Source organism: Stenotrophomonas sp. STEN020 (assembly GCF_056760195.1).
Window position 1 is genome coordinate 69,060 of sequence record NZ_JBRREI010000001.1, and the last position, 24,305, is coordinate 93,364.

The following is a 24,305-nucleotide window of genomic DNA, read 5'->3' on the forward strand; positions in this document are numbered from 1 at the left end:
TCGTCATACAAGCTTCTCGCAAAGGTGATCATCTGCTGCCAAGTTCGGCATGCGTTGAGTCGGGGAAGAAAGGGTTAGGTCAGCTGTAAGGTGCGGCGGCTTTGAGTACGGGAGACATTCGCCCGCTTGGCCGCCACCTGCCACGCCAAACAACAGCGCGAAGTAGGCATTGACCGAGTTGGAAATCACGACACCACCGCCCAGGTGAAATCGTCCAGGTTCGTTTCGTAGTTCTGACCTGTGCGCGTCATGACGCCAGCAAGGCGCGCGTAGGCGGTGCCTGGAGGGGCCACGGCCGTAACGGTCGATGGATGCCAAGCACCGCCGCGACCATCGTTCACCACATTGCCGTCCCAGTTTCCGCCCACTTGCTGGTTGGCAGCGTTGTAGAACTTCACCCGCACAAAGCCCGAAGTCCTGCCCACGTCACTGGCACCCTGGTGGCAAATGCAGGTGGCCCGCACCTTTGTATTCGGTGCCATGTTGGCTTTGAACTGGTTGATGAGTTCGCTGGTGCCCCAGAAGCCTGTAGCCAGCGCGGCGGCATAGGCGCCCGAATAGGTGTAGCGCGTACCAATGAAGATGCTTTCGCCCAGGTCCCACCCGGTATCGCCCTGGTCGAAGTTTGCGTTCAGCAGGCCTTCGGACAGATTGACCAATGCGACAACCCGCTGCAGGCGGATCGTCACCAGCTGCTGCACAACGCGGTTGATGTCGTCCTTGATAGAGACACGCCATATTTGCGTTGAGGTGTAGTCACTGGTTCCTTCCGGAACAGAAAACACCGGCTCCAGTGACGACGTGTCGCTGATATCGAAATCAGCACCGCCGAAGCTATCAATGCGAATCCAGTCGCAGATGATCGGTTCAACACCGTTGACCGGCTCGGCGCGGATCTGCATCGACGGCGCAACCGGTGCGGTGCCATCGTAGATCACCTGGCCATACGCGGGATTCGGCGTCACCGTCAGCGCGTAAGCCGAGCCGCCGCCTTCCGGCTGTACGAACGTCATGCGCCAGCTGACGCCCTTGTCAGCCGTAATCTGGCCGATCACATCGGTAGCACCCGCGACGGTCGATGCCTTGTAAGGCGCGCCCGTTACGCTCTGGACCCAACCAGGGAACTGCAGGACATGATCACCACCGGACTGGGTGACCTCGATGATGATGGTCTTCTCTTGCGGTACGTTGATGTAGCTGACGTAAAAGACATCTGAGTCAAGCAACAACGTAAACCGCTGATACCGGCAATCGATCGTGATCGTGTTGTTGCTGATCAGAAGCTCTTGAACCGGCGGATTCGTTGCATAGGGATACTGGAACACCGCAGCCGTGTAGTCGGAATACTTGCCGTTGCGAACCGCACGCACGCGAAACCAGAAGCCAAAGACATCGGTCAGTGTGGCGGTGTAGTGCCGTTCTTCTGCGGTCCCGATCTGCTGCCACTGGCCTGGCAGGCCGGCAACGTCCGGCGCGCGTTCGATGCGGTAGGTGATGCCCCGGCCGCCTGGGTGCGTCCAGGTCAGCAGGACGCCATCGGCAACCGATTCGGCAGTCAGTGCAGCGGGCACGGCGGGCGGCGGCGCGACATAGACTGCCGGCACCCAACTGGCGGGAACCCGCTCAACTGGCGTAATCGCCGGTAGACCTTCGGCACCAATGTCGATCAGCAGAACGCGGCGGCTCACTTCTTCTCCTCATGCAACTTGAGTTCATCGAGCACCTGCTGGCGCGCCAACGTTCTGTTCAACTCTCCCAAGGTGTCCAGCAGCTTGTCTTCGCCGGTTGTGGTCCGCGACGGGCCAGACGTGGCTGGTGCCTGGCCGCCCGATGGCGTGCCCAGGGTCTTGTCTGCCAAGGCGTTGATCATTTCGGTAGCGATCAGCTTGGGCAGCTCATACATCACGTCCACCAGGTCGCCGATATCGGTTTGCTGCTGGGCCAGGTAGTCATCCAGCTGGCCCTCGCTCAATCCAAGGTCTGCCGCCAGGTCCTTGCCCGTCATGCCCGTGACGCTGCGCAGAATGTCCAGCGGGTCGGCACCGTTGACGCCGGCAAGGTCACTGACGCCCTGGGCGATACGCTGCGCCCGTTCCAAGCGCGCGGCGGCCTCCTGCTGCGCCTGAAGGGCCGAGCGCTGGGCATACAGCTGCTCCAGGCTCGCGGCGTTGCCTTCGCCCCCGAACTGCTTGGCCATCTGCATGACGCGGTCATAGTCGGCCTGGTAGCCGGCAGCGCTGGCGTTGAGCGAACGGCTTACTTCAAGGAACTGCTGCGCGTACTGGGTGAAGGCGTCAACGTCACCGGCCAAGGCGGCGGCGCTCATCAGATCATTGGCGGTAACGCGGCGCTGGGCGTCGGTGTCCGGGGACAGGGTGTCGCTCATACGCAGCGAGTTGATGAATGCCTCAATCTTGCTGGCCGTTCCCTCGGTTGCGCCGCCCAACTGCTCGATCTGATCGTTCAGGCGGTTCAATGCCAGGTCGACCAGCTCGCCCTGCAGAGCAGTCACCAGGGCGTCGGTCTTCAGCTGCGCGGACTCGCGCACCTTGGCCAGGTCTTCCTCACGGGCTGACAGCCCGCCCAGCGCCTTGGCCTGCGCCTGCAGGGTACGGATACGCTCGGTCTCTTCCTGCCGGACCTGCATCAGGCTCTTGGCAAAGGAACTGAAGCCGGCGGTGGCCACCTCTTGATATGCAGTTGCGGCGGTTTCGCCATAGCTGGACGCATTGGACATGACTCGCTGATATGCCTGGGTCAGCGTTTCGTCGGCCGTCTGCAGCTTCTCGATAAGGTCCGTCAGGCGCGTGAGGCCGCCCACCGTCAGCAAGCCGGCACCGTCGTTGAAATCCGCAGCGGCGGCCAGCAGGAACTGGGCACCATCATTAAGTTTGGCGGCGCTACTGCGCCACCGCTCGGCAATGGTGCTGGCGGTGTCATCGAGCTGGCCAACCTGGGCGATGATGTTCTCGGCCTGCAGGCGCTGCTGGAAGTCCTCGAAGGATTCGTTGAATGTGCGGCCCAGCACCGTGGACAGCTCGCTTTTAAGGTTCCCCTTCGCGTCATAAACAGCCTTGAAGCTGCCCTGGATGATCTCGACGGAGGCCAGGCCCAACGCATCGGATGCGTTGCGCGCGGTCTGCGCGATCATCTTGTAGAGCGCCTGGGCGGCTTCCTTGGATTCTTCGCTGGCCTCTATATCGACGGTCCTGCGCTTCTTCCCGCGAAACAGGCTCTTCTGGCCTTCCTGGTAAGCATACGCAGACACGCTGCCACCATCCGCGCCGATGTCGATGGTCTGGCCCGTTTCCTTCGTCTTGTACTTGCTGCCGAACAGCTTGCCGCCGCTGATCTTGTCCACGGCGATCGCCGCCAGGGCAACCCAGCCGGCAACCGGGATCGCAGCCAGCGCGCTGCCACCGGCCAGTGCCGCGCTACCTGCCGCTGCAGCTGCGTAGCCGGCCGTGCCATAGGCAGCTGCGCCCAGCCCCTTGCCCACGGTGTCGCCGCCTTGCTGCCAGCCGTACAGCGCACCGAGCGCGGCGCTTCCCCACATGCCGCCGGCACTGCCGAGCATTTTGGACGCGCCGGCCTTCGCACCGGTCATCAGACCGGATAGCTTCCCGCCGCTGATCCAATTGGCCACCTTGTAGAGCATGCCGGCATTGCCCCCGAGGCCACCCAGCAACGAACCGCCAGTGCCGCCGCCCAAGCCAGATCCAGCTCCCGCCATCTGCATCAAGGAATCGATGTTGTTGCCAAAGCCCATGGACGCGCCTGCGCCGGCAGCGATGCCTGCGCCCCAGCTGCTCTGTGCAGCCATAGCGCCCGTGCCGGTCAGTCCGCGCCCGCCCGTGACCAGGCCCGCAAGTTGCTGCAGCCAGTTGCCACCACTGGCGGCACTGGTGATCTGCGTCTGAATCGGAATGACGATCTTCTGCTGCAGGAACGTCCGCACCAGGTCGCCAACCAACTGCTTGGAAATGCTCTTCAGATCGCGCGCCAGGCCACTGAAGTCCTTCAAGCCAGACATGACGAAGTCGGTAAATGCGTCGGCAACGCTGCTGACGGCATCGCCCCACACAGCTGCCCAGTCTTCTGCATCGCGTGCAGACTGCTCGATGGCCACCGACATGGCGGCGCTGGCATCTGCGGCCGACAGCATGGCCGCCTCATACTCGCGGTAACTCTTGGCCCCCATCTTGGTGGCCAACTGTTCTTTGCTGCCTGCCGCTTCAATCGCGGTGGCCAGCTCGCGGCGCATGTCCTGCTCGGCCTGCAGCTGGCGTCGGCTGATCTCACGCTGGATGCCCGTCTGCCGGAGAATGGTCAGCTCTCCGGTCATCGCATCGAGCAGCGCCTGCGGCGCGCCAATATCGCGGTCCAGCTCGGCCTGCCGCTTGGTCAACGCAACCTTGGAAGCTTCAACCAGCGTCGTATAAGACGCCTGGGTGATGTTGTGAGCCTTCAGCGCCTTGTCCAGCTCGGCGATGCGCTGCTTGTTCTGCTCCTGGGCGAGCGCCAGCGGCCCCTGCTGCTCGGCGGCGGCCAGTGCAGCTTCGGCCGTGTACCGCGCTTGGGATTCTTTGGCCTGGTCGATGGCCTTCGTCTGTTGTGACTGCGCGCGGGTTGCAGCAGCCGCCGACTTGGCCAGGCGATCATTGGCCAGAGTGGCTGCGATCTTCTGCTCGTTTAGCGCACGCAGGGCCTGCGCGTCGGCGCTTGTCGGGTCAATGCCCGCATCGGCAAGCTGCTTGATGAAGCCGGCGCGCAAGGCCGCAGCCTTGCCCTGGGTGGCTTCAATCATCTGCAGCTGCAACTGGTTGACCTGCTGATTCAAACCAGCGGCTACTTTTTGCGATGCGGCGGCAACCTGGTTGCCAGCGTCAGCAGCTGCAGCGCCCACGTCCTTGAAGCTGGCAGCATTCAGAGTGTTGGCGGTCGTTACATCGCGGATGCTCGCAATGAAGCTAACAAACTGCGGCTTTGCAACCTCCAGCGAGGTGCGCTGTTTGACCTGTTCGCTTACCAGCTCTTCCAGCTTGCGGCGTTCGTCGTCTGTGGCATTTGAAATGCCCGCCTTCTGCAGGATGAGGTCGGTGCTGATATCAATCGCGCGTTCGTAACCAGCGGTCAGGGCATCTTGCTTGATGCGGGCCTGCTCGATGGCACGGGTGGTTTCTTCCAGTTGCCGGTCGTAGCCGTCCGTTGGAAAGTCCTGGGCGACTGCCCGCATACGGGCGTCACGCAATTCCTGGTACTTGTCAGAAAGGGCCTGGACCTGCTCGGCGGTCTTCTGCATCTGATCGCGCTGTTCGTCCAGTCCAGCGAAGTCAGCATTTGCCGTTGCCTGGCTGAACTGTTCCAACTTGTCGATAGCCGGTTGGAAACCGACGCGGACGGATTCGGCCAGTTCTTTGGCCTTGGCAGAGCTGTTCATTGCCCAGGCGACGAACAACGAAAGCGCAGTGACGGCCAGCCCCACCGGGCCACCGAAAGCGGCCATTGCACCATTCAGAACTCGCATCGATGCGGCCTTGGCGGTGGCGGCCACAGATGCCGCCTGTGTGGCAGCAGTAGTGCGTGCAGTGGCGGCGGCCACCTGCTGTTCCGCGATGACCAGGGAGCCCGCAGCGCCCAGGCCTGCGCGAGCTGCAGAGAGGCGGGCGACGGCAGCGGCTTCGGCCTGCCGAGCAGCTTCGACTTCGGCTAGCGCCGCTTGCCGGGTGGCCACAACGCTGGCGATCTTCGCCGCCGTGGCACTGACCAGGCCGGCGACCAGCCGGCTGCCGAACGCGATGGCGACCACGCTCACGACCTTGTCCAGGGCGGCCAGGTTGTCAGCCAGGAAGGAAATGCCCTGGGCGAGTGCACTGGTTGCGCCAAACTCGGTCGAGGCTTCGCCGACAAAGAGCGTGATGCTGTTGCGCAATTGCACCAGTGCCCGTTCCACCGTCAGCGGCATCTGTTCGAACTCGCGGCCGACAGCTGCCGCCTGGCTCTCCATTGCCTGCACCATGCGCTCTACAGTCACCTGTCCATCGTTCACATGGGTGCGCAGCTGCCCCATGCTGATTCCCATGCCATCGGCCAGCGCTTGGGCCAGGCGCGGGGAGTTCTCGATGATGCTGTTGAATTCCTCGGCGCGCAGGACACCGCCGGCAAGCGCCTGGGTCAGCTGGGTGATGGCGTTCTTCTGAGCGTCGGCCGAAGCACCGGAGATAGCGAACGTCTTATTGATTGTCTCGGTGATCGCCAGGTTGCGTGCCTGGCTAACACCATATTCCTGTGTCGCCTTCGACAGGCGGGTATACAGCGCCACCGTCGATTCCAGCGCCGTCGATGTGCGCTGGGAAATCGCAAAGGTTTCAGTTTGGGACTTGGCGAACTCGGCCTGGCTGTTGGCTGCGAGCTTGAGCCGGCCGGTGATGTTGGTGTACTCGTCGGCCAGTGCCGTCGCGGTGCGTAGCGCCTGGACACCGGCCGCACCCGCGAACAGGCGCGCAATCATAGTGCTGGCGACATTGGAAGAACGTCCAAGCCGCTGCACCTGGTCATCGGCCTTGCGCATGCCGTCTGCCACCGACTGTCCCGCACGCTTGCCATTGACGCCCAGGGAATCAATCTGGCCTTTAGCCTGAGCGACGCCAGGGGCAACGCCCTTGGCATCGGTGGCAAGTCGTAGGGTGACAGTCTTGTCGGTCATCGGGAGCGCTCTTTGAACTCTTTGGCAACGGCATCAGTCATCACACGGACGCCTTCGCTGACCTCGGGCCAGGACTCTGTTGGTATTCCCAGGAGGCGGCATACGGACTCCATTTCCGTTGCAGCGATGCCGGCATAGACGGGCTTCATTGCGCCGATCCAGTCAGGTTTGCAGCGTTGGAACACCTGGACAGAAAGCCAGTTCTCTTCCAGTACCTCGGCTTCGTGATCGGATTGGGCTTCTTCGCCTGGCGGCGCACCGCCGTCGCGCAAAAAACTCGCCGTGGTGGCGGTGGGGTCTGGGAGACGTTCCAGGTCGTCCAGTTCCCCACCACCAACACGGGAGCCCTTCCCAGTGGTTAGCGAGCGCGCGACGGCTTGGAGTTTTTTACGCGCGAATCGCCCATGGCTTCGAAGTAGGCCTGCAGGATGGCCGGCACCAAAAAGCCGGACCACTGGCCGTTCTTGACCTCGTTGATGGCAGCTTCATCGTTGATCGGTGCGCCGTCTTCATCGCCCAGGCCCTCGACCTTCTTCAGCAGCGCCTCGATGTAGTCGGCATCGAGCATGTCGCTTTCGCGGTACTCGGCCAGCTCATCCTTGCTCTTGACGAGCATCTGTACGGTGATCGTGCCTTCGTTGAAGCTGTTCGGGTTGTCGGTCGGCAGCTTCAGCTTGACCGGCAATGTGATGAGGTTGGTTCTACGCAGCTTGAGCATGGGTGTTTCCTTTTCTGGGAAGGGATTGGTTGGTACGTGTCCATGTTCGTCGCGCGCGCGCGATCCGTGGGACTGACGCGCGTCAGTGCTGCAACAAAAAAGCCCCGCACTGGGCGGGGCTCTTTGACTACTGGATGAAACGTGGCTGCTTACGGTGTCTGGCCGAACTCGATATACAGCTCGTCACCACCTGCAGAGCTGGGCACGCATGGGCCGGAAATCTCCCAGCCATAGTCGCCGTCGATGTCCACCTCGTTGATGGTTTCGATCTGACCACGGATGCCAAGCTCACTGTAACGGCCATCTGCTTCCTTCAGGCGCAGGCTGGGTTCGAAGATGGCGGCATTGCGGCGCGTGGTCCACGGATCGAAGTCCGCCAGGGCGGTCTTGGCAATGCGCAGGGTGAAGGTGGGAGAGCGGTCAGTGATGCCGTTCTCTTTGTGACTGGTGTACTCCTTCGTCGCCTGCGTGTTGCCGATATCCACTGACAGCGACTTGGCCCACACCAACAGTTTGGCGCCGCCATTGACGGCAATGTTGGTTTCCGTGTTTTCGGCGCGCGCGGGGGTGGGAACGGTATCCGGCAGCGTGATGGACGGCAGAGCGGCTTCGGACACGTCCTTGCAATCGCCCTGGATACGCACGTTGCCCTTGAACCGATCACCGATGGTGATGGACAGGCCGGTGAGGTTGTGGCGAGCGCCCAGGATCTTCTTCTGCGTACCGGCATGGAAGAAATACGCGGTGCTGGACTTGATGCCTTCGGAAATTGGGTTGTAGCGCGTGGTCTTGGCTACTTCGTCTTTTACCGAAGTCATGCCTGCCGGCAGCAGCAGGATTTCGCAATCGGCGCTACTGGTTGCCAGGGCACCTGGCGTCAGCGGCGGATACAGTTCGAATTCGCCTTCGATAAAGCCTCGCTCGTTGCCTACGGCAAAGGGAGTGCCGCCGAAGAACGGGCGGTCGATGGGGCGTTCGATCTTGTCCACCTCGGTGCCCGAGCTGCCGTTGAGCAAGGTGACGCCGTTGGCGAGGGCGGTCGGGCCTGCATCGGTGCCGACAATGGCCTCGATCTTGGCGACCACGCCGCGCTTCTTGAATTGTTCCAGGGAGGGCTGGGCCATTGCAGGTTCCTTTATTCAGCCGATGGGAGATTGGATGCCTTGCGGCTCTTGGGGGCAGGCGAGCTGTTGCCGCCATCTGTTGCAACGGCAGTGGGCTCGGTCTGTGCCGGCACCGCATCGGGTGCCATCTTGGATTCATCGACCAAACGGCCGTCGATCACGCGCCAAGCGCCGTGGTGGGTCGGGGTGAGAGGCTTGTTCATTCGGGGGCCTTGTGGGACATGGTGTATTCACAGACAAAGATCACCTGGACTGCGTACCAGCCGGCTTTGTAGGGCTCGGGACGTTCGCCCTGGAAAGTCAGCTCACTGAAGGCCGGGCCGGCAACCCAACCTAGCAGCGCATGGCGCACGTCCTTCTTGACGGTTCGCATCAACGCTTCAGCGCCTGCACCTGCCTTTTCGTTGGCAGAGCTTTTGACGAAAAGAACCACCTGCAGGCTGACGGCCACTGGCTGTTGCATGGGTGGGCCACTGAACTTGACCTTGCCACCGCGCTCTTCACTCAGAACGTAGGCCGCTGGGTCGTTGTTGGGATGGCTATCTAGGGCGGCACGCAGGCCTGCCGCACCTGAAACAATCTTCAGGCTCTTGGCGTGCTTCTGCAGGCGCGCGATTGCGTCATCAACGGGAAACGGGCCGAGGAAGCTCATAGGCCCCTCAACGTGCGCCGGTCGAACATGCGCCGCCTGCTGCTGATGCGGGTTGCGCCACCGTCCTCATCGGTGACCGGTGCGGGTGCGAGCGGGTCATTGGCACCCAGCGTGAGCTTGCCTGTGGCCACCAGCTCCAGGGCATTGAGGGCACTGCGGTAGTCGCGTTCAATGCGCCCTGATTCTTGCGTGGTGTTGTCGCGCTGCGGATGCAGGTGATAGCGCGCGATGGCCCGCGCCCAGACAGTCAGAATGCCGAACTGGGCCGGGTCCATCGGCACGGTGTAACCGCGTTGGACAAGGCGCGCGTCCACCTCGGCGGTGGCCTGCACAGCGAAGCGCTCGATGCTGGCCAGCGCCTCGATTGCATCGGATACCTGGGATGGTTCCCAGGTATCCGTAGCGCCCTGTGCGATGACCACGCCCAGGAGCGCTTCGTCCACCGTGTACAGCTCGGCCAGTTCCCGCAGATTGCCGGAGCCGTCAGCAAGTTGTTTGGCCGTGATGTACATGCTTACTTGCCGCCCTTCTTACCGCCCTTGGCAGCATCGGCCTTGGCATCGGCAACGGCCTGTTCCTTGGCCTTGTTTGCTTCCGCCTCAGCAGCTGCTGCGGCTTGCTCAGCTTCGGCATAGACGGCTGCGACAGCATCGGCCAGCTCGTCCTGTACCTTCTTGGCAGCGAGTGCCGCGTCGTCAGCAACGATGGCCCGCGCTTTGGCAACGGCATCGTCCAGCGCGAGCTGGGCAGCTGCAGCGGCCGCATCGGCGGCAACCTTCGCTTCGGCATAGATGGCGGCGACAGCGTCGGCCGTGGTCTTCTCGGCATTCTCAGCCGCAGCAGCATTGGCCGCATTGACCTGGTCGCGTGCCTCTTCCAAGGCTTGGGAATGAGCCGCTTCCGCCTTGGCTACCTCGGAATTGGCCAGTTCGGCTTCATCAAAGGTCACTTCGGAAACGGTCAGGTTGGGGTCGGCCTTGAAACGGCTGACCTGGTCATTCGTCAGTGCAGCCAGGGCGATGCCCAGGCCGGTCTTCTTCATCGCAAAGCCACAGCGGAAATAGGGCTCACGCTTGGCGACGATCCACAGAGCGTTTTGCTCCGACATACATGCTCCTTTGATATGGCCCGCCTAGTGCGGGCCATATCAGATGGGTCAGGTTGAGGTGGCGATCAGGCCAGCCAGGGCGTCTTCAGCAGTTCGACGCTGCCAGCCCATTCGTTGCCGCCGTTCTCGTCCTTGATGACCAGCTTGCGGCCGGCGCTTTCCAGCAGCGGCGGAACCACCAGCAGCGTGGCTTCGATGCCAAGCGGGTTGCCACCGTCAGCAGTGAACGATTCCAGCGCGGCCTTGGCCTTGGCAAAGTTTTCCTTGGTCAGCGGTTGGTTACTGGCATATGCCATCTGCCAGAAGCCGTAGCCAACGTTGTTGCGGCTATCAACGCCGAAGCGGAAAACGTTGCTGGTGAAAACCACTTCATCATTCAGTGCCGTCATCGCGGTCAGCACCGGGTTCTTGCGGTTCTGGAAGATGATCGGTTTGATGGCCCGGTTGGTGCAGAGCAAGTACCAGGTCGGGTTGTCCGGGCGTGCGACCAGGTCCACTTCCGAGTTGGAGACGGTGGCTGCTGCGCCCGTGCCGTCACTGTTGGGGTAGACCGGGTGGTCGGTGTCGAAGAAGTTCTGGCCGTCGTAGCACAGCTGACTGGTGCCGTTCTTCAGTGCCTTGAATACCAGGATGTCCGGCTGGATCTTGGCAGCGCGGCCGGCTTCCTTGAACAACGGCGTGTAGATGCCGAGTTCGTCGTCTTCAATGTCAGTCTTCTTGACGCTGACGCTAGTTTCCCAGTCCTTGTTGACGATGGAATAGCCAAATTCCTTGATGGCTTTGAGGACGCGATCGCCGATCCATTCGCGGAACTGCGGGAAGTCGCCCAGCCAGCCGTAGGTGTTGCTCTTGGTGCTGCTGGGCACCTCGGTGGCAATCTTCTGCCAGTGGGTGGGCGCTTCATCCTTGGCGTCCTGGAAGAGCTTTTTGAAGCCCGTGAACAACGCCTGGATCAGCGGAGAGGTAACGAGTGCCATTGGGTAGACCCTTTATATGGTGATGGGGCGATGCGCCGGGTTTAGGCCGAGGCCTGCAGCGTCTTCAGGAAATCAGCTTCGGAAATGCCCAACAGGCTGCAGGCTTCGCGCTGTTCGGCGTTCAGGGCGGTCGCGGTGGCACCTGCCGGAACCGGTTTGCCATCCAGGCCGGTTTCACCGCCTACGGCCGGGGCAGTGCCTACGAATGCCTTGAAGCGCTCCAGGCCTGCGGCGTCGCTGCAGGTTGCGCGGTAGTAACCCTCGCCAGCGGGGGTGATCTTGCCGGCCGCCAGCGCGGCATTGATCGCGGTATCCACGGCACTGTCGTGGTCGGCCTTGTCGCGGGTCTTCAGAGCCGTTTCGGCATTGGTGGCACGGGCCACTGCGGCGTCAAAGTCGCCGCGCGGAACGAAACGCTCCAAGCTGGGGGCCTGCTGGGCGTTCAGCGCCGTGGCGGTGTCGTCCTTGTCCTTCTTCAGGGCATTCAGTGCGGTGGCCACGGCGTCATCGGTGGCGTCTTCCTTCAGGCTCAGGGCCGCCACGATGGCGGCCGTGAGCAATGCAGAACGCGGCATAAGTGTTTCCTCTTGGTTGAGTGCGGTCAGGAACAGGTTCGGCTTGTTGGTCAAGCCAGCAGAGACGAACTGGACGATGCGGCCGGTCTCCGGCACGTAGTCGAAAACAGGGGACAGGTAGCGGTAGGCCTTGCTGGTGACCTGCTCAGCACCGCGTTCGGTCCAGTTCACGTGCCCCCAGAGGGCACCGCCTTCGCGGACCTCGATGGCGTCGATCCAGGCGGCGGCCGGAGCCGGCTCGCCCTTGGGAGCCAGGTGCTGGGTGGAGTGCTCCCAGTCGATGGGCAGATCGACTGCACCGGCACGGAAGTTGTCCTGGACGGCGGCCTGGCCAGCAGCGTCGAACAGCCAGGCGCGCCCATCGCGGCCGACGATGCGCTGGGTGGCCGGATCAGGGGCGGCGATCAGCTCCACGAACTCGGGGGCGGAGTCGTAGCCGGAAAGGTCGATGTTGAGAGCAAGGCGGTTTCGCATGCCGGCCAGATTGGCTGCTACCGGGCGATGCGTGGGACTGACGGGCGTCAGTAAAAGAAGGGCCGATTTTCCAAGCCTGGCTGCTCGCCCTGGAAAGGGTATCGGCGGTGGCCACCCTATCGGTGACGGAGAGCAAATTGCCCGGTCTGGGGCTGCATGTCCAGAGTGGGGACTGGCACCGGGCTGGGATAGCGTTCGAACCCCGTTTAAATCGCCCTTGGCCGCCAGCGCCCCCCTGCATTGGCACGGTGGGTGCGCTCAGGGGGGCTCTACGGCCCGTAGAGGCGGTTTTAGAAGGTCATCCCGTCTGGCCTGAATCACCCAGCTCCAGCCAGGCGATGGCCAGGTCACCAATTGCCTGGTCGTTCTCCGCGCTGATGCCCATGAACGGCCGCGCCGGGAGGCCGGGATGGTTGACCTTGTGGACGAAGGCCGGGACCTCGGCCCCGCCTTTGCCTGGGCGGGTGCCCAGGCCTGGCCAGTAGAGCGCCTTGCCGGGTTTGGCGCGGATCTCGTACGGCTTGGTTCCCTCCTGGTGCCAACGGGCCTGCTTGGCATCGGAGTAGATTTCCACCCAGTCCGGGCCAGACTCGCCATTGATACCACTGCGCATCCGGCCGGACTGCAGAAGAGGCGTGCGCCCGCTGCCGTCAGCCAGCGGTGCCCAGGCAATGCCATCTGGCCCGATGCCGGTGGTGAATCTGCCCTGGGTGTCCTCGATCAGGTATTCCCGAACGTCCGCCATCAGGCCGGTCTGGTCCTGGGAGCGCTTGAGCAGTTCCCCAAACCAACGCTGTACCTGGGTGTCGTCAACAGTGAGGGTGAAGAATTCAGTCATGGTATGGTTCGCGCGTGGACGGTGGGACCACAGCTGTTGGCAGTGGGAGGGTGGCCTGGTTGGCACCTGGTGATGCGGGTTCGAATCCCGTCGCCGTCCTTGATATCCGAAGGGGTGGGCATATTGCCCACCCCTTCTTCATTTCAGGCGTGCGTAATCGCGCAACTGCTCGGCGGTGCGGATCTCGGCCGTTACCAGCCAGTTGGCCAGGACCTTTTCAGGTGTGCGGCTGGGAAAGCTCTCCATGCGCACGTAGGCCACAAAGAACCGCCCGTCTTCCAGTTCATAGCCCACCGCCAGATTGCTGGGTGACAGCTGCCGCCAGGCGGCGGGTGGCTTGCTGACCCAGCTCGGCAGCGTGCGCAGGCCTTCGGCCAGTAGCGAGCGATCGGCATCGGCAGCATCGCGCAGCGCGTGCGACAGCTGCCGATCGGTAACGGCGATCAGTGCCGACTGTGGGGTGATGCCGGCATGAGTACTTGCACGGCGCTCGACCGGCTTGGCCAGCTCCTGCAGCACATCGTCAGCAATCCAGCCTGCAGGCGAAGCGCGGCCCGATGACCGGACCTGCAGGGCAGCATCCAGGACGGTATCCCAGTCCGGCTTGAACCAAGACACGTTGCGCGCGGCCGCATCGTCCAGGACAACCTTGCGCCAGTCAGGTGGCAGGTCCATGACCTTGCGTCCAAAGCCTTCGGCCCCGCCCAGGGAACGGGCAGATTTGCCGACGTGATACGCCCATTCGGCGGGCGGATCTCCCTCGACTGCTGCAGGGCGGTCGCTGACCGTCCAACCCATCGCTTTCATCTTCGCGTGGGATACGCCGAACACCGTGCAATTGCAGCCGAAGCCGTTCGGGGTGTAATGCGTGTCCCACCAGGGATCGTTCGTAGGAAGAATGATGCCGTCCCATGCCTTGTGGTGTGCCCGCACATGCACCGTTGAATTGTGCTTGTAGCGCAGCAGCGGAAACGTCTCCAACGACTCCCACCGGCCGGCCTGATAGGCAGTGCGCAGGTTGGCGTTATAGATGACCGACGTACGCCAGTTGAAGCCGGCCTCATCGTCACCGCCTTTGCCGCCTGGCCAGCCGAAGCGGCGGATGGTGTCGCGGAAGCGCCCGCGAAAGTCCTCCAAGGTCTCGCCTTTATCCAACGCCGCATCGACGGCCTGGCGAATGTCATCGAGCACCGCCACCTTGGTGACGCCAGCGACCATAAAGCCATTGGCATGGTCGGTCTGCTGCAGGTCATTCCAACGTGCGGTGGGAATGTTGACCTTGCGGCGGAAGTACTCGACCGCCGCCGGGAAGGACTTGAAGTTGCCGCGCAGCTCAGGCATTGGCGTCGTCCAGGGCATCAGAGATTCCAGCCACGCCTGCCGCCGTCAGTGCTTGCTGCATCAGCGCGCCGAAACGGTCACCGTCCATGTCCGGGAACAACCCCAGCAGGCCGTCGCGCACTTCTTCCAGTGAGCCGGCACCATCGACCAGCGCCTCCACCTGGCCAATCCAGCCGGCTACCACGCGATCTGCTTGCGGTGCCAGTAAAGCGCCGAGTTGGTCCACGCGATTGGATGCAGTTGGCTGCTGGCGGTTTTCTGCCTGGGCACGGGACTTGGGCTCTACCGGAATCTCTGCAGGCGCGCTCTGCATCGGCGGGCGCAGCAGCTTCACGTCCTTGCCCTTGTCAGGGTCGGGAATGCGGAACTTGTCGCGGATTACCGATTGCTCGACCTCCAAGCCCATCGGCACCAGCTTATCCAGTGCTTCCAGCAACAGCTTCAGATCTTCCGGATCGGGCACCGGATAGGTGACCTTCGGATAGCGACCGTGGCCGTAGTTCAGGTCCACGAATGGAACCACCACGCTGGATTCGACCTCAATGGCCAACGCCTTGGCGAAGGCACGCAGGCGCAGCGTATGCACACCTTCGTGGACCTCGGCCTGCGACAGGCTGGCACCGTCGTCAGTGGTCATCGTCTGACCCAGCACCGCCTTGGAAACCTGCTTGTCCCAGAAGGTGGCCAGCTTTTCGAAGAAGTCGGCGGCGCCGGCAGTATTGGCAGCAGCTTCGAAGATGATTTTGGTGCTCTCGTGGATCACCGCCGCTGCATCGCTGCCGAGGTTGGCAACCGCGCGCATCAGCTGGTCAATGTCCTCTTCCTTCGCACCAGGACCGTAGGTGCCCACGCGCATCGGCAGGCCGAACACGTCGGCAAAGGCCATCCAGTCCTTCCAGGTCCAGGCCTTGCACATATAGGCCACGGCAACCAGGCGCGCCAGGCCGCTGCGCACGCCCAAGCCGCTCCGCAGCTTCGGGCGGAACACGATGAACTTGTACGGCGGCAACGGAATGCCATTGACCGGGTCGGCTTCGTCCAACAACCGCAGCTCTTCGCCTGTCTCCCGGTCCCAGCGGAAGAACCGAGGATCGCGGTATTTGAAATCCTTCGGAACCCAGGGCGTCTTGCTGCGATCCCACATGATTTCCACCACCGCATAGCCCTTGCTCAATCCATCGGCAAGGTCGAACACGGTATTGCTGAAGCGCGGGCCAGCCACAATGGCGCGGACGGCGTCGGCGACCTTCACGTCGTCGGCATCATCGCTGAAGGCCTCGACGTTGGGTTCCAACCCGGACAGGGCAAGCTTCACCGTGCCCAGCACGCTGCCGAAGTGCGCATCACGCTCTTCCATTTCTTCAGCCAGCGTCAGGTAGGCATGGTTGTCGCCTTCGGCCGCAGCCTGCAGGATCGAGGCCAGGCGTTCCGGGCCCAGCCCAGCAGCCACACCGGCATGCCAAGGTTGGCGGACGCCCGTCACGCCACCCGCACTGATCTCGCGGTCAAGAATCTCGATCTGGATAGGGTCGCCGTTCTCGTCAACGATCTTCGAATGTCTTACTGCCATTACCAAATCCCCTGTTTGCTGCGCCAGCCGGCGCCGCGTTTGATGTCGCGCTTCATGTCTTTTGCGTGTGGCAGTACGCGCCGATAGGCGATGATTTCAACGTCCTGGCGGGACGCGTAATGCATCAGGGCGATGGCAATGCCGGCATCGCCATGGCGTTTGGTGCCATCACCGCCCGTGGTCTTCTTGTCGGGAATGCGGGCAACGCCCTTGATGACCTTGATGGACCGCAGATCCTGCAGAACATCCTTGTCACGCGGCACGGCCATGGTGTCGTCTTCGAATGCCGCCTTCATGGGGGGCATCTGCTCGCGATACCAGCCCTCGGTAAGCATCACCAAGTCCACGCGGTTATAGCCATATTTTTGGGCAAGGAACTCGGATACCGCGTGGCCATTGCCGCGAGCATCAACCGCTGCCTTCATAAAGCGGGGAAACCCGTCAATGATGTACTCGGCAATCTGGAACTGCTGCTTGTGCGGCATGTTCCGCAGCTCAACGACGAATGGGATGCGCCTGCGTAGGTTCTGCTCCACTTGGCCGGGAACCATTACGGTAAGGTCGCCGGTTCGGGCAAAATCTTGGCCGAAGTAACAGTCAAAGCCAGGTGCCAACAGCTTCAGCAGCGGCCCCACCTTCTCATCCAACCATTCCTTGATGACGCGATAGCGTTGCTCGTCAGGCAGCTGCTCAAAGCCCTGCGCTGCGGTGTAACGCAGCACCGGGGCATCGTACATGCGCGCTTCAATCAGGCTGGTGGAAAGCCACGCACCGGAACCCTGCGACGGGACAACGTCCAATTCCTCTTCGGCGGCGTCGCCATAGAAGGCGTACACGTCCGCGATCCACTTGGCCTGCGCTTCTTCGTTCCAGGGAACGCCCTTGCGCATGCACACGCGTCCGAACAGACCTTGTTCCACCGCATCCTTGAAGGTGATGCGGTGAATGGTGCCTTTGCGCTTTCCCGCCCGAACCATGTTGATCAGCTCGTTGAACGGGTTCTGATCACCATCGTGCGTGCTGATGATTCGCACCTTGCCTCCCCAGATTAGCAACGCCAGCGCGGCCTTCAGCAGTTCATCAAGAGCGCCATGGAAGGCGGCCTCATCGATGACGACCACGCCTTGCTTGCCGCGCAAGTTGGCCGGGCGCGAGGACAGCGCGACAATTCGGTGGCCGGATGCGAAACGGATGGTATAGGTCTTGATAGACCGTTCGTCGTTACCATCGTTGAAGACCTCTTCGCCTTCCTCGATGGCCTCGGCCGCTTGGTTGAACACACGCGCCCACATGGCACAGGCTTCGATGTACTCGATAGCCATATCCATGTTGTAGCCGATGTAATAGACGTTCATGCCGCCCGCTTGGCGGGACATGGCAGCCGTCAGCACGTTGTCCGACGCCTCGGCCCATGTGAGGCCTACGCGGCGGCTCTTCTCGGCGATCTTCAGTTCGCTGTTGTCAGCGCACCAATCCCGCTGGTACTTCAGCAGAACCGCGTCCAGCTCCGAGTTGACCTCTTCAACAAAGGAGGCTGGCAGCTCCTGTTCCAGGTCGAGAGACTCGCCCTGTGCAACAGCCTTGGCCAGCGCGGAGCGCTTCGGCACCGTGCTGGCAGGACGCTTGTCGGTAGTGGGGGCCAGGACCATCAGCTAATCCCCAAGATCTTCTTGCGCATATCGGCAGCGGTTTCTTCAGACAGGCCTTTTGACTTGACCAGCTTGTCCAGCTTTGCGGACTGCTCCTGCAGGAGTTTTTCGCGGGCAGCGGCTTCGATCTTCTTCCGCACATCGAGGCTGACGCGCTTGGACTCCAGCGCGTTCTTGGTGATCTGTGCTGCCACCTTCACGTCGCCAAGCTTGGCGTTCGGGTTGGAGTTGAGCTTCAGGACGGTGTCGGTGGTCAGCAGCACCATGGCATTGGCCAGCATGGTGCTGGTGTCATCCCCGGCATTGGACCCGTAGCGCTCAGCAATGACCTTGGCCGAGGCTTCCAGTTCGTGCATCTTTTCCGTGAAGTCGCGGATAGAAGAGTCATAGCGATGCAGACCGCTACGGCTTACTTCAGCGTCAGGGAACTCTGCACGGATGATGGCCACCATTTCATCGAGCGTGTAGCAATCCTCGCGCAGCAGCTCTTCGAAGCGCGCCCTGTAGGGCGCACGGTGGACCTTCCCCTTACGGCGGCGCTTCGGCTCAGTCATGGCGTTACCGTGAGGACTCCTGAATGCCGTCGATCACCAGGTTGCCCTGGACAACGTCTAAGCCCCGACTGCGCAACTTGGCGCCGTAGAGCTCTCCCTTCATTCCGGGAATCTGCTCCAGCTCAATCAGCTGGTGGGTTTGCAGGTAACGCAGCTCTTCGATGACTTCGTGGCGCTCGGCGATGATGTGCAGGTACTGCAGACCGGCATGCAGCGTTGAACTGTTTGCCTGGCGGCCGGTCTGCTCGGACAAAAGGCGCAGTAGAACCAGTCGCATGCCCTCGCGGTGGTGGTCCTGGAAAGTCTTCTTGCTCATGATTTTTTCTCCAACAGGAAATTTTCGATAGCCTTGAGGGAAATCGCCTGAGCCCCCGCGTGCGCTTCTAGGCTCGACAGGCGCTCGTAGATTTCCTTCGTGTCGGTATGGGTGACGTTGTTGGTGCTGCGCGCTTCCAGAGCGGTGACGCGATTGGCGACGCTGTTGTGCATCAGCCAAGACGTGAGCTGCAGGACTGCCAGCACGCACACCAGCAGGACGCAAACGATCAGCAGCGGGATAACCAGATCTTCTATGCGCATCTGTCCTGGACCTATTTACCCGAGCAACCGGCTGCGGAAAGGTTCGCTCCAATCACTGTTTGGCAGTACCAGCGCCACGCCGTTTCGTGCCATTGCGTCGCAGCTTGAATCAAGCGGCCGTTGGCGCTGCGGCAGTCCTGGTACATCAGCGCTTCCATGTCGTGTTGCGCCAGCAGCGCCAGCGGGTTGGCGCTGGTCGCTGGTGGGACGGCTGGGCACTGCTGTTTCAGATTTGCCGGCAGATCCGGGGGCGGCGGTGCCGGCAGCGGGCTCTGCAATGGCTTTGTTCCAGTGGCGCAGGAAGTCATCGCCAAGATCGATATCAAGCAGATCAGGGCGCGCCGCCGCCAGCTTGGCAAGGTCGGCCCGTAGCGTTTGCCCGAGTGTCTCGATTGCTTTCTTGTCATCTTCCCGCCCCTGTGAGATTTCATTGAGTTTCTTCACCGCTGTGTCGAAGGCGATAGCCTGGTCAACGCTTGCTTGGCGCTGTTGTTTGGCGATATCCGCCCAAGCCTGGGCATCCACTCGCAGAGAGCGGTTTTCCTGGGCGGCGTGGCTGTTGGAAGTGACCTTCCAGGCAAAGAACCCGCCAAGCGCCAAACCCACGACCAGCGCAGCGGCCACGGTGATCAGCACCGGCTTGAGTGCAACGGCAAGGAAGTCGCGGCTGGTCAGTTGCATACGGCAGTCCCCGGCCAGCCCGCCGCGATGTAGGCAGGTTCCAGCGTCAGAAGGATGCGGCGCGGATAGTTGATGTTTTCGTGGTGCGCAGCTGGTCCACGACTGCGAAAGCGCTCGACGCTACGCCAATCGTTGGCATCACCTCGGCCGGCCACCGTCAGCCCGCGTTCCCGCATCAACCAGGTCTCGCCGCCGTTGTAGCCACGCATGGCGAAGTTCCAGCGGCTGCATTCGCTGAGCCGCGTCCAGCCAATGGGCTGCACACGGTCCAGCAACCATTTGTCGTACAGCGCAGCTGCGTGGATCGACTGCATTGGGTCCCAGGGATCGAAGTCACCCAACTGCTTGGGGAACACCTGGGCAATCCAACGCGCCGTGTCTGGCATGAACTGCGCCAAGCCCTGAGCGCCAACACCAGGCGAAACGGCGCGTGGCTTCCAGGCGCTTTCCTGATGCAGCTGCGCTGCCAACCTGGCGGCCGAACCATTGACGCCCCACACGTCTGCGGCAACTTGCTCGACGCGATGGCGGTACAGGGCGCTTGCCTCGGGAATGGCAACGCGTTGCGCAGGCTTTGCAGGTTCCGCTGCCAGGGCTGGGTTGTTGAACAAGCCCCATACCAAGCCAGCGAAGAGAATCACCAGCACCAGGATGGCTGCACTGGCTTCGCGCGGGTCGCGCCCGAACTGGGTCCAGAAGCTGGTCCAGAGCTGCCCGATGCCTTTGAAGGATGAGGGGCCGTTCATCCGATCAGCCCCGCGCCAATGATGCAGGCTGCGATGATCGTGGCTCGCCGCGTCTGCGACATGCCGCGTTCGATACCTTCCTGGTAACGCGGATCAGCGCCCCGGAAAGCGCCAAGGTCCACGAAGTAACCAACGGCAGCGCCGCCGAGCAACTTCGACATGAACCACACGTACGGGCCGAGCTTGACCGGGTTGATAGCAACCACGATTGCCAACAGCACCAGGGAGAGCAGCAACCACACCCAGGCATGACCGATACGGTCGAGCAGGCTGGTCACTGGTTGGAAAAGGCGTGATGCCCTGTTGAGCAGCGGTTCGTTCATAAGTCCCTCGATAGAGGCCGGCAGCAACAGGGGGATTCTGTTGCTGCCGGCAAAGCAGGCCGCCGTGCCTGCATGAGGGACTTTGCGCGCGCGCGCGATTCGTTTGGGACTGACGGGCGTCAGTAACGAAAAAGCCCCGCTCTGGGCGGGGCTAGGAGGATTATCTTAATTTCGAACCAGGGCGATAGCTTCGAATCGTCATGCTACTTGATGCTGCCGAATGCAAGGCCGGTGACCTCGCCCTTCGTGACGACACAAACAGCTTCCGAGTCGATCATCGCACCGAAGTCATTCTGAAGGAGCAACCCTTTGCCACGTCCCCAGTTGACTGAAAAATCCTCACCAGCAGGGAGGTAGCTGGCCGGAACAACGTTGCCAAGCGGAATCTTCGCGCTAGTTGGATTCTTCACTGCTGCTAGAAGCGCTGTTCGGCAAAGCGCTTGGGCCTTCTGTTCGGGCGACTGTGCGCAGCCCGCCAAGGCCAATACAACGCAGAAAACAAAAATCCGGCTCATCCCTGTTCCTCATCGAAAAGCTGTAGTTGGATCTTGTTCCGGTGCAGTTGGTACTGCTGCCGGATGATCCGCCAAACGTGGCGCTCCGTGAGTCGGAACTCTGACGCCAGCACGGGGATATTACCCCGACTCGCGCGACGGTAAATATGAGCATCCCGAAGAGCCGTAAGCAGATGATCACCACGCGGCAAGTACCACTGCCGTCCACCACCGAACTCAGCCAACGCCAGCATGGCGGCGCGAGCTAGTTCAAAAGCAACATCGTTGGCATATCCCGCGTCGATATAGACCTTCTCCACCACCTCAATGGCCCGTACTAGCTCGCGCGGCCACCGCTCCTTCGGGAAATCATCAAGATCCGCGCCTATCAGACCCTTGGCGTCGATGGGCAGGCCGGGCATTAGCTCCTGTTGGTCAACCATTGGAACCTCCAAACTTCGTGAATGCGTCCTGGCGCTGGCTCGTCACTTCCTCGGGGGTCAGCTGCCCCATACGCTCCATGTGGTCGATGTAGGCCAACTGCGTGTCGAGCTTTGATTCTTGGTGTGGCGACGGCGCGATGCCGGTTGGTTGGCTGAGGTGCCGTCCTGCTTTTGCATCGGTTTCGCGCCGACGCTCCTGGAACGCATCAGCCTTTTCCGCAAGGCCAAACACCACCGCGCGTAAGTAGCCATGCGATTCCAGAGGTAGTGACAGGCTGCTGCGCTGGGTCAGCATCGTCTCAATGCCGGCGGCCCAGTGTGCTGCCGAAGCCGGCCGGCGCACACTGCCACGGTCATCCTTAGAAACACTGCCGACATTAACCAGCTCTACAACCTCTTGAGCGAGCTTTACCGCCCGCGCCAGGCGCAGGGAATGCTTGGCTGGCTTGAACAGCCCTAGATAGCCAAGCAACGCCCGGCCCAGCTCGGGACCAAGGTCTGCGGCGATCAACGCCAGACGCTTACCGTCTTCCTCGACGAACATTGCGCTGATATGCGCCTGTGCACCGCATTCGGGGCAGGTCGCACGCATTAGAATGGCCCCCTAGCATTACCAGAGAAACTCAAACCTACAAGGGGAGTCTGATGTCGCTGAAAGGGATACGAGAGATCGTTTGGAGATTCTTCAGGAGCAAGCAGCTCCGGTGGCTTGGTTATGCGGTACTTTGCCTCGCCATAGTGGATAGTGTTTACCGCTACTTGGTTTACCCAGGGGACTATTTGCACCCGATCAACTGGTTCATGGGATTGGACGCAGCAGGGCAAGCCAGTTGGATTCAAGCCTTCGGTGTAATTGTCACGATCATTGTTACGTGCGCTCTTTCCATCCGAATGGAGCGCAAGGCAGCAGGTCAATTTGACAAGGAACGGCTGCGAAATATTCAGATCGCGCGAACTTGGCTGATTGGCGACCTGCTGGGAGTTTGCTATGACTCCCAGAATACAGGTAGTCAGCTTTGGTTCGCTGCCAAAACCGGGCAGGAAACGAAGGTCGATTGGAAGGACAAAGAGGCTATAGCTGTTGCACTTACGTTGAACTCGATAAATCTTCTGGCTACGCAGGCTGACAGAACTGTGCAACTTGAGTCGGAAGCAGGAGTTACTGTCTCTTCTGCGATTGCCGCGATGCGAAGCTACAACGCCACCGTGCCTCTTCATATTGCAGCTCTCGGCAAGGAGCCCACCGCCGAGGCCATTAGAGGCCTGCAGACTGATGTCGCCCGACGTTGCAAGAACTGTCAGGAAATGGCCATAAAGGCTCTCCGGGCACTGCAGGTGAAAGTGGCAGATCCTAAAGATGAGGATTGGGCGGATACAAGCTGGGCTGAGGGGATTCCTCCGATGCAGGAGTAATCTAGACATCGCTTTTCCTATTGGAATCGATCTGCAAGGCCGCGACTAGCTTGTGCAGCTGGTCGTGACTTAGCCACTCAAGGCGCTCTATCTTGAACATTCGTTGTGCTATGGAACGGGCGTACTCCCATTCGCGGCCTGCGTTTGCCAATAGAGCTTCCACTTTACGCATCATGGGGATCTCGTCTGTACCAGACGGACGCCCAGGAAATGACGCCTTACCGCTAGCTTTTTTCTTGCCAGCAAAGCCCTTGGTGATCAGCGCGGCAATAATCTTGTCACGCTCGCTGTCAGTCATCTTTGCGGCGGAGTCCTTACCGGTGGTATTGCGGTACAGAGCACGTCGGGTTTCTTCATCCATCCCAAGCTGCTGAGCTGCAATGTGTATCTTGGCCAGTTGGGCGCTACGAGCGTTCTTACGGATTTTCATTCAATCCACCGCCTTGCACAGCTTGAAGGCCCGCTCCAGCAGAACAAACAGGCGGCGGATTTCGCCACCAGTCAGAGCGAAGCGGGCATCAAGCTCGGCGCGGCGGCCTCCCTCGTCGATGTCCGGCAGCTGATCCAGAGCGCCGTCAAGGAACTTCAACTGCCTTACGATCAGATCGTCACCCAGCACGAATGACAGGTTATCTTCAAACACCAGGGCGAGCTGGGCTACCTGTTTGCCGGCGTCCAGGTGGTTGGCGATCTCTTCTGCACCAAGCTCCTGATGCTTGGCGCGCAGTACCGCACCACCCTCGGCGGGGTCTTTCAGCTCGCAGGCTTCGCCCAGGCTTAGGCCGTTCGGCATCGGCTCGCCTGCAAGCCAAGCGGTGAGGATGCTACGCGGTGCCATCTCAGCGTTGAGTGGTGTGGCAGGGAAGCTCCCGAGCATGCCCCGAATGTCGCTCATGACGTTCTCGCCAGTCTTGCGGCTGGACGTATCCACGGCGATATAGCCGTGCTGCAGATCCACGTAGGCGTCGGTACGGGACAGTTTGACGAAGGCGCGCGGCAGCAGTTCATGCAGCACGTCATCCTTCAGGCGCTTGCGCTCACGTCCGCCTGGCTTGCGCCCCTCGTTCTGTTCCAGCGCTTCCAGGCGAGCAGCCAGGGTTTCGTTGATGACGGTCGCCGGAAGAATCTTGTCCTGGCCACCGACAGTCAGCCAGAGCACCCGGCTGACCATGTGGGAGAGCTGATGTTTCTCTTCACGGCCAAACGGAGACACGAAGCCACGCGAGGACATTTCAAGCGGTCCCACTGGTTTCAACGCCACCTGCGGCAGGAGCTTGTCCACCTCAGAGAAGTCGATGGCCGTCGAGAAGCGGAAGAAGGTTAGGTTTCTGGGGAACATG

General features: G+C 61.5%; 27 protein-coding genes and 1 tRNA gene. 2 read left to right on the forward strand and 26 right to left on the reverse strand.

Going from position 1 to position 24,305, the window contains the following annotated elements; genetic code table 11:
* Positions 1-185: 185 nt before the first annotated feature.
* The 12 genes from ACVOLZ_RS00195 to ACVOLZ_RS00250 all read right to left on the reverse strand — a co-directional run bounded on the left by ACVOLZ_RS00195 (position 186) and on the right by ACVOLZ_RS00250 (position 13,172).
* Positions 186-1,688 carry a fibronectin type III domain-containing protein gene (locus tag ACVOLZ_RS00195; RefSeq protein WP_481514606.1) on the reverse strand — a complete coding sequence of 501 codons (1,503 nt, stop codon included), beginning with the start codon at positions 1,686-1,688 and terminating at the stop codon, positions 186-188.
* A complete protein-coding gene (locus tag ACVOLZ_RS00200) occupies positions 1,685-6,706 on the reverse strand; it encodes a tape measure protein (RefSeq protein WP_481514607.1) in 5,022 nt (1,673 codons plus the stop codon). The genes ACVOLZ_RS00195 and ACVOLZ_RS00200 overlap by 4 nt, the downstream gene beginning before the upstream one ends.
* Positions 6,703-6,978, reverse strand: coding sequence for a DUF1799 domain-containing protein (locus ACVOLZ_RS00205; RefSeq protein WP_481514608.1), 276 nt, complete (start codon positions 6,976-6,978; stop codon positions 6,703-6,705). Before ACVOLZ_RS00205 ends, ACVOLZ_RS00200 begins: the two co-directional genes overlap by 4 nt.
* 86 nt (positions 6,979-7,064) lie before the next feature.
* Positions 7,065-7,424 (reverse strand): hypothetical protein, encoded by a 360-nt coding sequence (locus ACVOLZ_RS00210; protein ID WP_481514609.1) that lies wholly within the window; start codon positions 7,422-7,424, stop codon positions 7,065-7,067.
* Positions 7,425-7,573: 149 nt separating this feature from the next.
* Entirely contained in the window at positions 7,574-8,548 is a 975-nt protein-coding gene (locus ACVOLZ_RS00215) for a phage tail tube protein (protein ID WP_481514610.1), read from the reverse strand.
* Between the two features lie 11 nt (positions 8,549-8,559).
* Positions 8,560-8,751 carry a hypothetical protein gene (locus ACVOLZ_RS00220; protein ID WP_481514611.1) on the reverse strand — a complete coding sequence of 64 codons (192 nt, stop codon included), beginning with the start codon at positions 8,749-8,751 and terminating at the stop codon, positions 8,560-8,562.
* On the reverse strand, positions 8,748-9,200 hold the full coding sequence (locus ACVOLZ_RS00225; RefSeq protein ID WP_481514612.1) for a phage tail terminator protein: 453 nt from the start codon (positions 9,198-9,200) through the stop codon (positions 8,748-8,750). Before ACVOLZ_RS00225 ends, ACVOLZ_RS00220 begins: the two co-directional genes overlap by 4 nt.
* Positions 9,197-9,712 carry a phage protein Gp36 family protein gene (locus ACVOLZ_RS00230; RefSeq protein WP_481514613.1) on the reverse strand — a complete coding sequence of 172 codons (516 nt, stop codon included), beginning with the start codon at positions 9,710-9,712 and terminating at the stop codon, positions 9,197-9,199. The genes ACVOLZ_RS00225 and ACVOLZ_RS00230 overlap by 4 nt, the downstream gene beginning before the upstream one ends.
* A gap of 2 nt (positions 9,713-9,714) precedes the next feature.
* Positions 9,715-10,308, reverse strand: a complete 594-nt coding sequence (locus ACVOLZ_RS00235) for a hypothetical protein (RefSeq protein WP_481514614.1) — start codon at positions 10,306-10,308, stop codon at positions 9,715-9,717.
* 65 nt (positions 10,309-10,373) lie between these two features.
* A complete protein-coding gene (locus ACVOLZ_RS00240) occupies positions 10,374-11,285 on the reverse strand; it encodes a Mu-like prophage major head subunit gpT family protein (RefSeq protein ID WP_481514615.1) in 912 nt (303 codons plus the stop codon).
* A 41-nt stretch (positions 11,286-11,326) separates the two neighbouring features.
* Positions 11,327-12,334 (reverse strand): phage protease, encoded by a 1,008-nt coding sequence (locus tag ACVOLZ_RS00245; protein WP_481514616.1) that lies wholly within the window; start codon positions 12,332-12,334, stop codon positions 11,327-11,329.
* 298 nt (positions 12,335-12,632) lie between these two features.
* Entirely contained in the window at positions 12,633-13,172 is a 540-nt protein-coding gene (locus ACVOLZ_RS00250; RefSeq protein ID WP_481514617.1) for a phage virion morphogenesis protein, read from the reverse strand.
* A gap of 16 nt (positions 13,173-13,188) precedes the next feature.
* On the opposite strand from ACVOLZ_RS00250, the gene ACVOLZ_RS00255 reads away from it, so the two are divergent.
* Positions 13,189-13,272, forward strand: a tRNA-Thr gene (locus ACVOLZ_RS00255).
* A 38-nt stretch (positions 13,273-13,310) separates the two neighbouring features.
* Here ACVOLZ_RS00255 and ACVOLZ_RS00260 read toward each other — a convergent pair.
* The 12 genes from ACVOLZ_RS00260 to ACVOLZ_RS00315 form a co-directional block, all read right to left on the reverse strand.
* Positions 13,311-14,531, reverse strand: a complete 1,221-nt coding sequence (locus tag ACVOLZ_RS00260; RefSeq protein WP_481514618.1) for a phage head morphogenesis protein — start codon at positions 14,529-14,531, stop codon at positions 13,311-13,313.
* Positions 14,506-16,083: a DUF935 domain-containing protein gene (locus ACVOLZ_RS00265; protein WP_481514619.1), complete on the reverse strand. Its 1,578-nt coding sequence runs from the start codon at positions 16,081-16,083 to the stop codon at positions 14,506-14,508. Before ACVOLZ_RS00265 ends, ACVOLZ_RS00260 begins: the two co-directional genes overlap by 26 nt.
* Positions 16,083-17,732, reverse strand: coding sequence for a hypothetical protein (locus ACVOLZ_RS00270; protein ID WP_481514620.1), 1,650 nt, complete (start codon positions 17,730-17,732; stop codon positions 16,083-16,085). The genes ACVOLZ_RS00265 and ACVOLZ_RS00270 overlap by 1 nt, the downstream gene beginning before the upstream one ends.
* Positions 17,732-18,286, reverse strand: a complete 555-nt coding sequence (locus tag ACVOLZ_RS00275) for a phage protein Gp27 family protein (protein ID WP_481514621.1) — start codon at positions 18,284-18,286, stop codon at positions 17,732-17,734. The genes ACVOLZ_RS00270 and ACVOLZ_RS00275 overlap by 1 nt, the downstream gene beginning before the upstream one ends.
* A gap of 4 nt (positions 18,287-18,290) precedes the next feature.
* The gene (locus tag ACVOLZ_RS00280; protein ID WP_481514622.1) at positions 18,291-18,602 is read right to left on the reverse strand and encodes a VpaChn25_0724 family phage protein; all 312 of its coding nucleotides are present in this window, start codon (positions 18,600-18,602) and stop codon (positions 18,291-18,293) included.
* The gene (locus ACVOLZ_RS00285; protein WP_481514623.1) at positions 18,599-18,865 is read right to left on the reverse strand and encodes a hypothetical protein; all 267 of its coding nucleotides are present in this window, start codon (positions 18,863-18,865) and stop codon (positions 18,599-18,601) included. The genes ACVOLZ_RS00280 and ACVOLZ_RS00285 overlap by 4 nt, the downstream gene beginning before the upstream one ends.
* Positions 18,866-18,880: 15 nt before the next feature.
* The gene (locus ACVOLZ_RS00290; RefSeq protein ID WP_481514624.1) at positions 18,881-19,546 is read right to left on the reverse strand and encodes a hypothetical protein; all 666 of its coding nucleotides are present in this window, start codon (positions 19,544-19,546) and stop codon (positions 18,881-18,883) included.
* Positions 19,537-20,292, reverse strand: a complete 756-nt coding sequence (locus ACVOLZ_RS00295; RefSeq protein ID WP_481514625.1) for a transglycosylase SLT domain-containing protein — start codon at positions 20,290-20,292, stop codon at positions 19,537-19,539. The genes ACVOLZ_RS00290 and ACVOLZ_RS00295 overlap by 10 nt, the downstream gene beginning before the upstream one ends.
* Positions 20,289-20,615: a hypothetical protein gene (locus ACVOLZ_RS00300; protein WP_481514626.1), complete on the reverse strand. Its 327-nt coding sequence runs from the start codon at positions 20,613-20,615 to the stop codon at positions 20,289-20,291. Before ACVOLZ_RS00300 ends, ACVOLZ_RS00295 begins: the two co-directional genes overlap by 4 nt.
* A gap of 203 nt (positions 20,616-20,818) precedes the next feature.
* On the reverse strand, positions 20,819-21,130 hold the full coding sequence (locus ACVOLZ_RS00305) for a hypothetical protein (RefSeq protein WP_481514627.1): 312 nt from the start codon (positions 21,128-21,130) through the stop codon (positions 20,819-20,821).
* Positions 21,127-21,552: a Mor transcription activator family protein gene (locus tag ACVOLZ_RS00310; protein ID WP_481514628.1), complete on the reverse strand. Its 426-nt coding sequence runs from the start codon at positions 21,550-21,552 to the stop codon at positions 21,127-21,129. Before ACVOLZ_RS00310 ends, ACVOLZ_RS00305 begins: the two co-directional genes overlap by 4 nt.
* Entirely contained in the window at positions 21,545-22,144 is a 600-nt protein-coding gene (locus tag ACVOLZ_RS00315; protein WP_481514629.1) for a hypothetical protein, read from the reverse strand. The genes ACVOLZ_RS00310 and ACVOLZ_RS00315 overlap by 8 nt, the downstream gene beginning before the upstream one ends.
* A 53-nt stretch (positions 22,145-22,197) precedes the next feature.
* Between ACVOLZ_RS00315 and ACVOLZ_RS00320 the strand changes: the two genes are divergently transcribed.
* The gene (locus ACVOLZ_RS00320; RefSeq protein WP_481514630.1) at positions 22,198-22,965 is read left to right on the forward strand and encodes a hypothetical protein; all 768 of its coding nucleotides are present in this window, start codon (positions 22,198-22,200) and stop codon (positions 22,963-22,965) included.
* A gap of 1 nt (position 22,966) precedes the next feature.
* Here ACVOLZ_RS00320 and ACVOLZ_RS00325 read toward each other — a convergent pair whose 3' ends face one another.
* Positions 22,967-23,395 carry a gp16 family protein gene (locus ACVOLZ_RS00325; RefSeq protein ID WP_481514631.1) on the reverse strand — a complete coding sequence of 143 codons (429 nt, stop codon included), beginning with the start codon at positions 23,393-23,395 and terminating at the stop codon, positions 22,967-22,969.
* Positions 23,396-24,304, reverse strand: coding sequence for a recombination-associated protein RdgC (locus ACVOLZ_RS00330; protein WP_481514632.1), 909 nt, complete (start codon positions 24,302-24,304; stop codon positions 23,396-23,398).
* Between the last annotated feature and the right edge of the window lies 1 nt (position 24,305).

Bases quoted from the DNA above. Each gene is read 5' to 3' on its own strand.
- ACVOLZ_RS00200 (WP_481514607.1), bottom strand. From the start codon at position 6,706: ATGACCGACAAGACTGTCACCCTACGACTTGCCACCGATGCCAAGGGC.
- ACVOLZ_RS00210 (WP_481514609.1), bottom strand. From the start codon at position 7,424: ATGCTCAAGCTGCGTAGAACCAACCTCATCACATTGCCGGTCAAGCTG.
- ACVOLZ_RS00215 (WP_481514610.1), bottom strand. From the start codon at position 8,548: ATGGCCCAGCCCTCCCTGGAACAATTCAAGAAGCGCGGCGTGGTCGCC.
- ACVOLZ_RS00220 (WP_481514611.1), bottom strand. From the start codon at position 8,751: ATGAACAAGCCTCTCACCCCGACCCACCACGGCGCTTGGCGCGTGATC.
- ACVOLZ_RS00225 (WP_481514612.1), bottom strand. From the start codon at position 9,200: ATGAGCTTCCTCGGCCCGTTTCCCGTTGATGACGCAATCGCGCGCCTG.
- ACVOLZ_RS00230 (WP_481514613.1), bottom strand. From the start codon at position 9,712: ATGTACATCACGGCCAAACAACTTGCTGACGGCTCCGGCAATCTGCGG.
- ACVOLZ_RS00235 (WP_481514614.1), bottom strand. From the start codon at position 10,308: ATGTCGGAGCAAAACGCTCTGTGGATCGTCGCCAAGCGTGAGCCCTAT.
- ACVOLZ_RS00240 (WP_481514615.1), bottom strand. From the start codon at position 11,285: ATGGCACTCGTTACCTCTCCGCTGATCCAGGCGTTGTTCACGGGCTTC.
- ACVOLZ_RS00245 (WP_481514616.1), bottom strand. From the start codon at position 12,334: ATGCGAAACCGCCTTGCTCTCAACATCGACCTTTCCGGCTACGACTCC.
- ACVOLZ_RS00250 (WP_481514617.1), bottom strand. From the start codon at position 13,172: ATGACTGAATTCTTCACCCTCACTGTTGACGACACCCAGGTACAGCGT.
- ACVOLZ_RS00260 (WP_481514618.1), bottom strand. From the start codon at position 14,531: ATGCCCTGGACGACGCCAATGCCTGAGCTGCGCGGCAACTTCAAGTCC.
- ACVOLZ_RS00265 (WP_481514619.1), bottom strand. From the start codon at position 16,083: ATGGCAGTAAGACATTCGAAGATCGTTGACGAGAACGGCGACCCTATC.
- ACVOLZ_RS00270 (WP_481514620.1), bottom strand. From the start codon at position 17,732: ATGGTCCTGGCCCCCACTACCGACAAGCGTCCTGCCAGCACGGTGCCG.
- ACVOLZ_RS00275 (WP_481514621.1), bottom strand. From the start codon at position 18,286: ATGACTGAGCCGAAGCGCCGCCGTAAGGGGAAGGTCCACCGTGCGCCC.
- ACVOLZ_RS00280 (WP_481514622.1), bottom strand. From the start codon at position 18,602: ATGAGCAAGAAGACTTTCCAGGACCACCACCGCGAGGGCATGCGACTG.
- ACVOLZ_RS00285 (WP_481514623.1), bottom strand. From the start codon at position 18,865: ATGCGCATAGAAGATCTGGTTATCCCGCTGCTGATCGTTTGCGTCCTG.
- ACVOLZ_RS00290 (WP_481514624.1), bottom strand. From the start codon at position 19,546: ATGCAACTGACCAGCCGCGACTTCCTTGCCGTTGCACTCAAGCCGGTG.
- ACVOLZ_RS00295 (WP_481514625.1), bottom strand. From the start codon at position 20,292: ATGAACGGCCCCTCATCCTTCAAAGGCATCGGGCAGCTCTGGACCAGC.
- ACVOLZ_RS00300 (WP_481514626.1), bottom strand. From the start codon at position 20,615: ATGAACGAACCGCTGCTCAACAGGGCATCACGCCTTTTCCAACCAGTG.
- ACVOLZ_RS00305 (WP_481514627.1), bottom strand. From the start codon at position 21,130: ATGAGCCGGATTTTTGTTTTCTGCGTTGTATTGGCCTTGGCGGGCTGC.
- ACVOLZ_RS00310 (WP_481514628.1), bottom strand. From the start codon at position 21,552: ATGGTTGACCAACAGGAGCTAATGCCCGGCCTGCCCATCGACGCCAAG.
- ACVOLZ_RS00315 (WP_481514629.1), bottom strand. From the start codon at position 22,144: ATGCGTGCGACCTGCCCCGAATGCGGTGCACAGGCGCATATCAGCGCA.
- ACVOLZ_RS00320 (WP_481514630.1), top strand. From the start codon at position 22,198: ATGTCGCTGAAAGGGATACGAGAGATCGTTTGGAGATTCTTCAGGAGC.
- ACVOLZ_RS00325 (WP_481514631.1), bottom strand. From the start codon at position 23,395: ATGAAAATCCGTAAGAACGCTCGTAGCGCCCAACTGGCCAAGATACAC.
- ACVOLZ_RS00330 (WP_481514632.1), bottom strand. From the start codon at position 24,304: ATGTTCCCCAGAAACCTAACCTTCTTCCGCTTCTCGACGGCCATCGAC.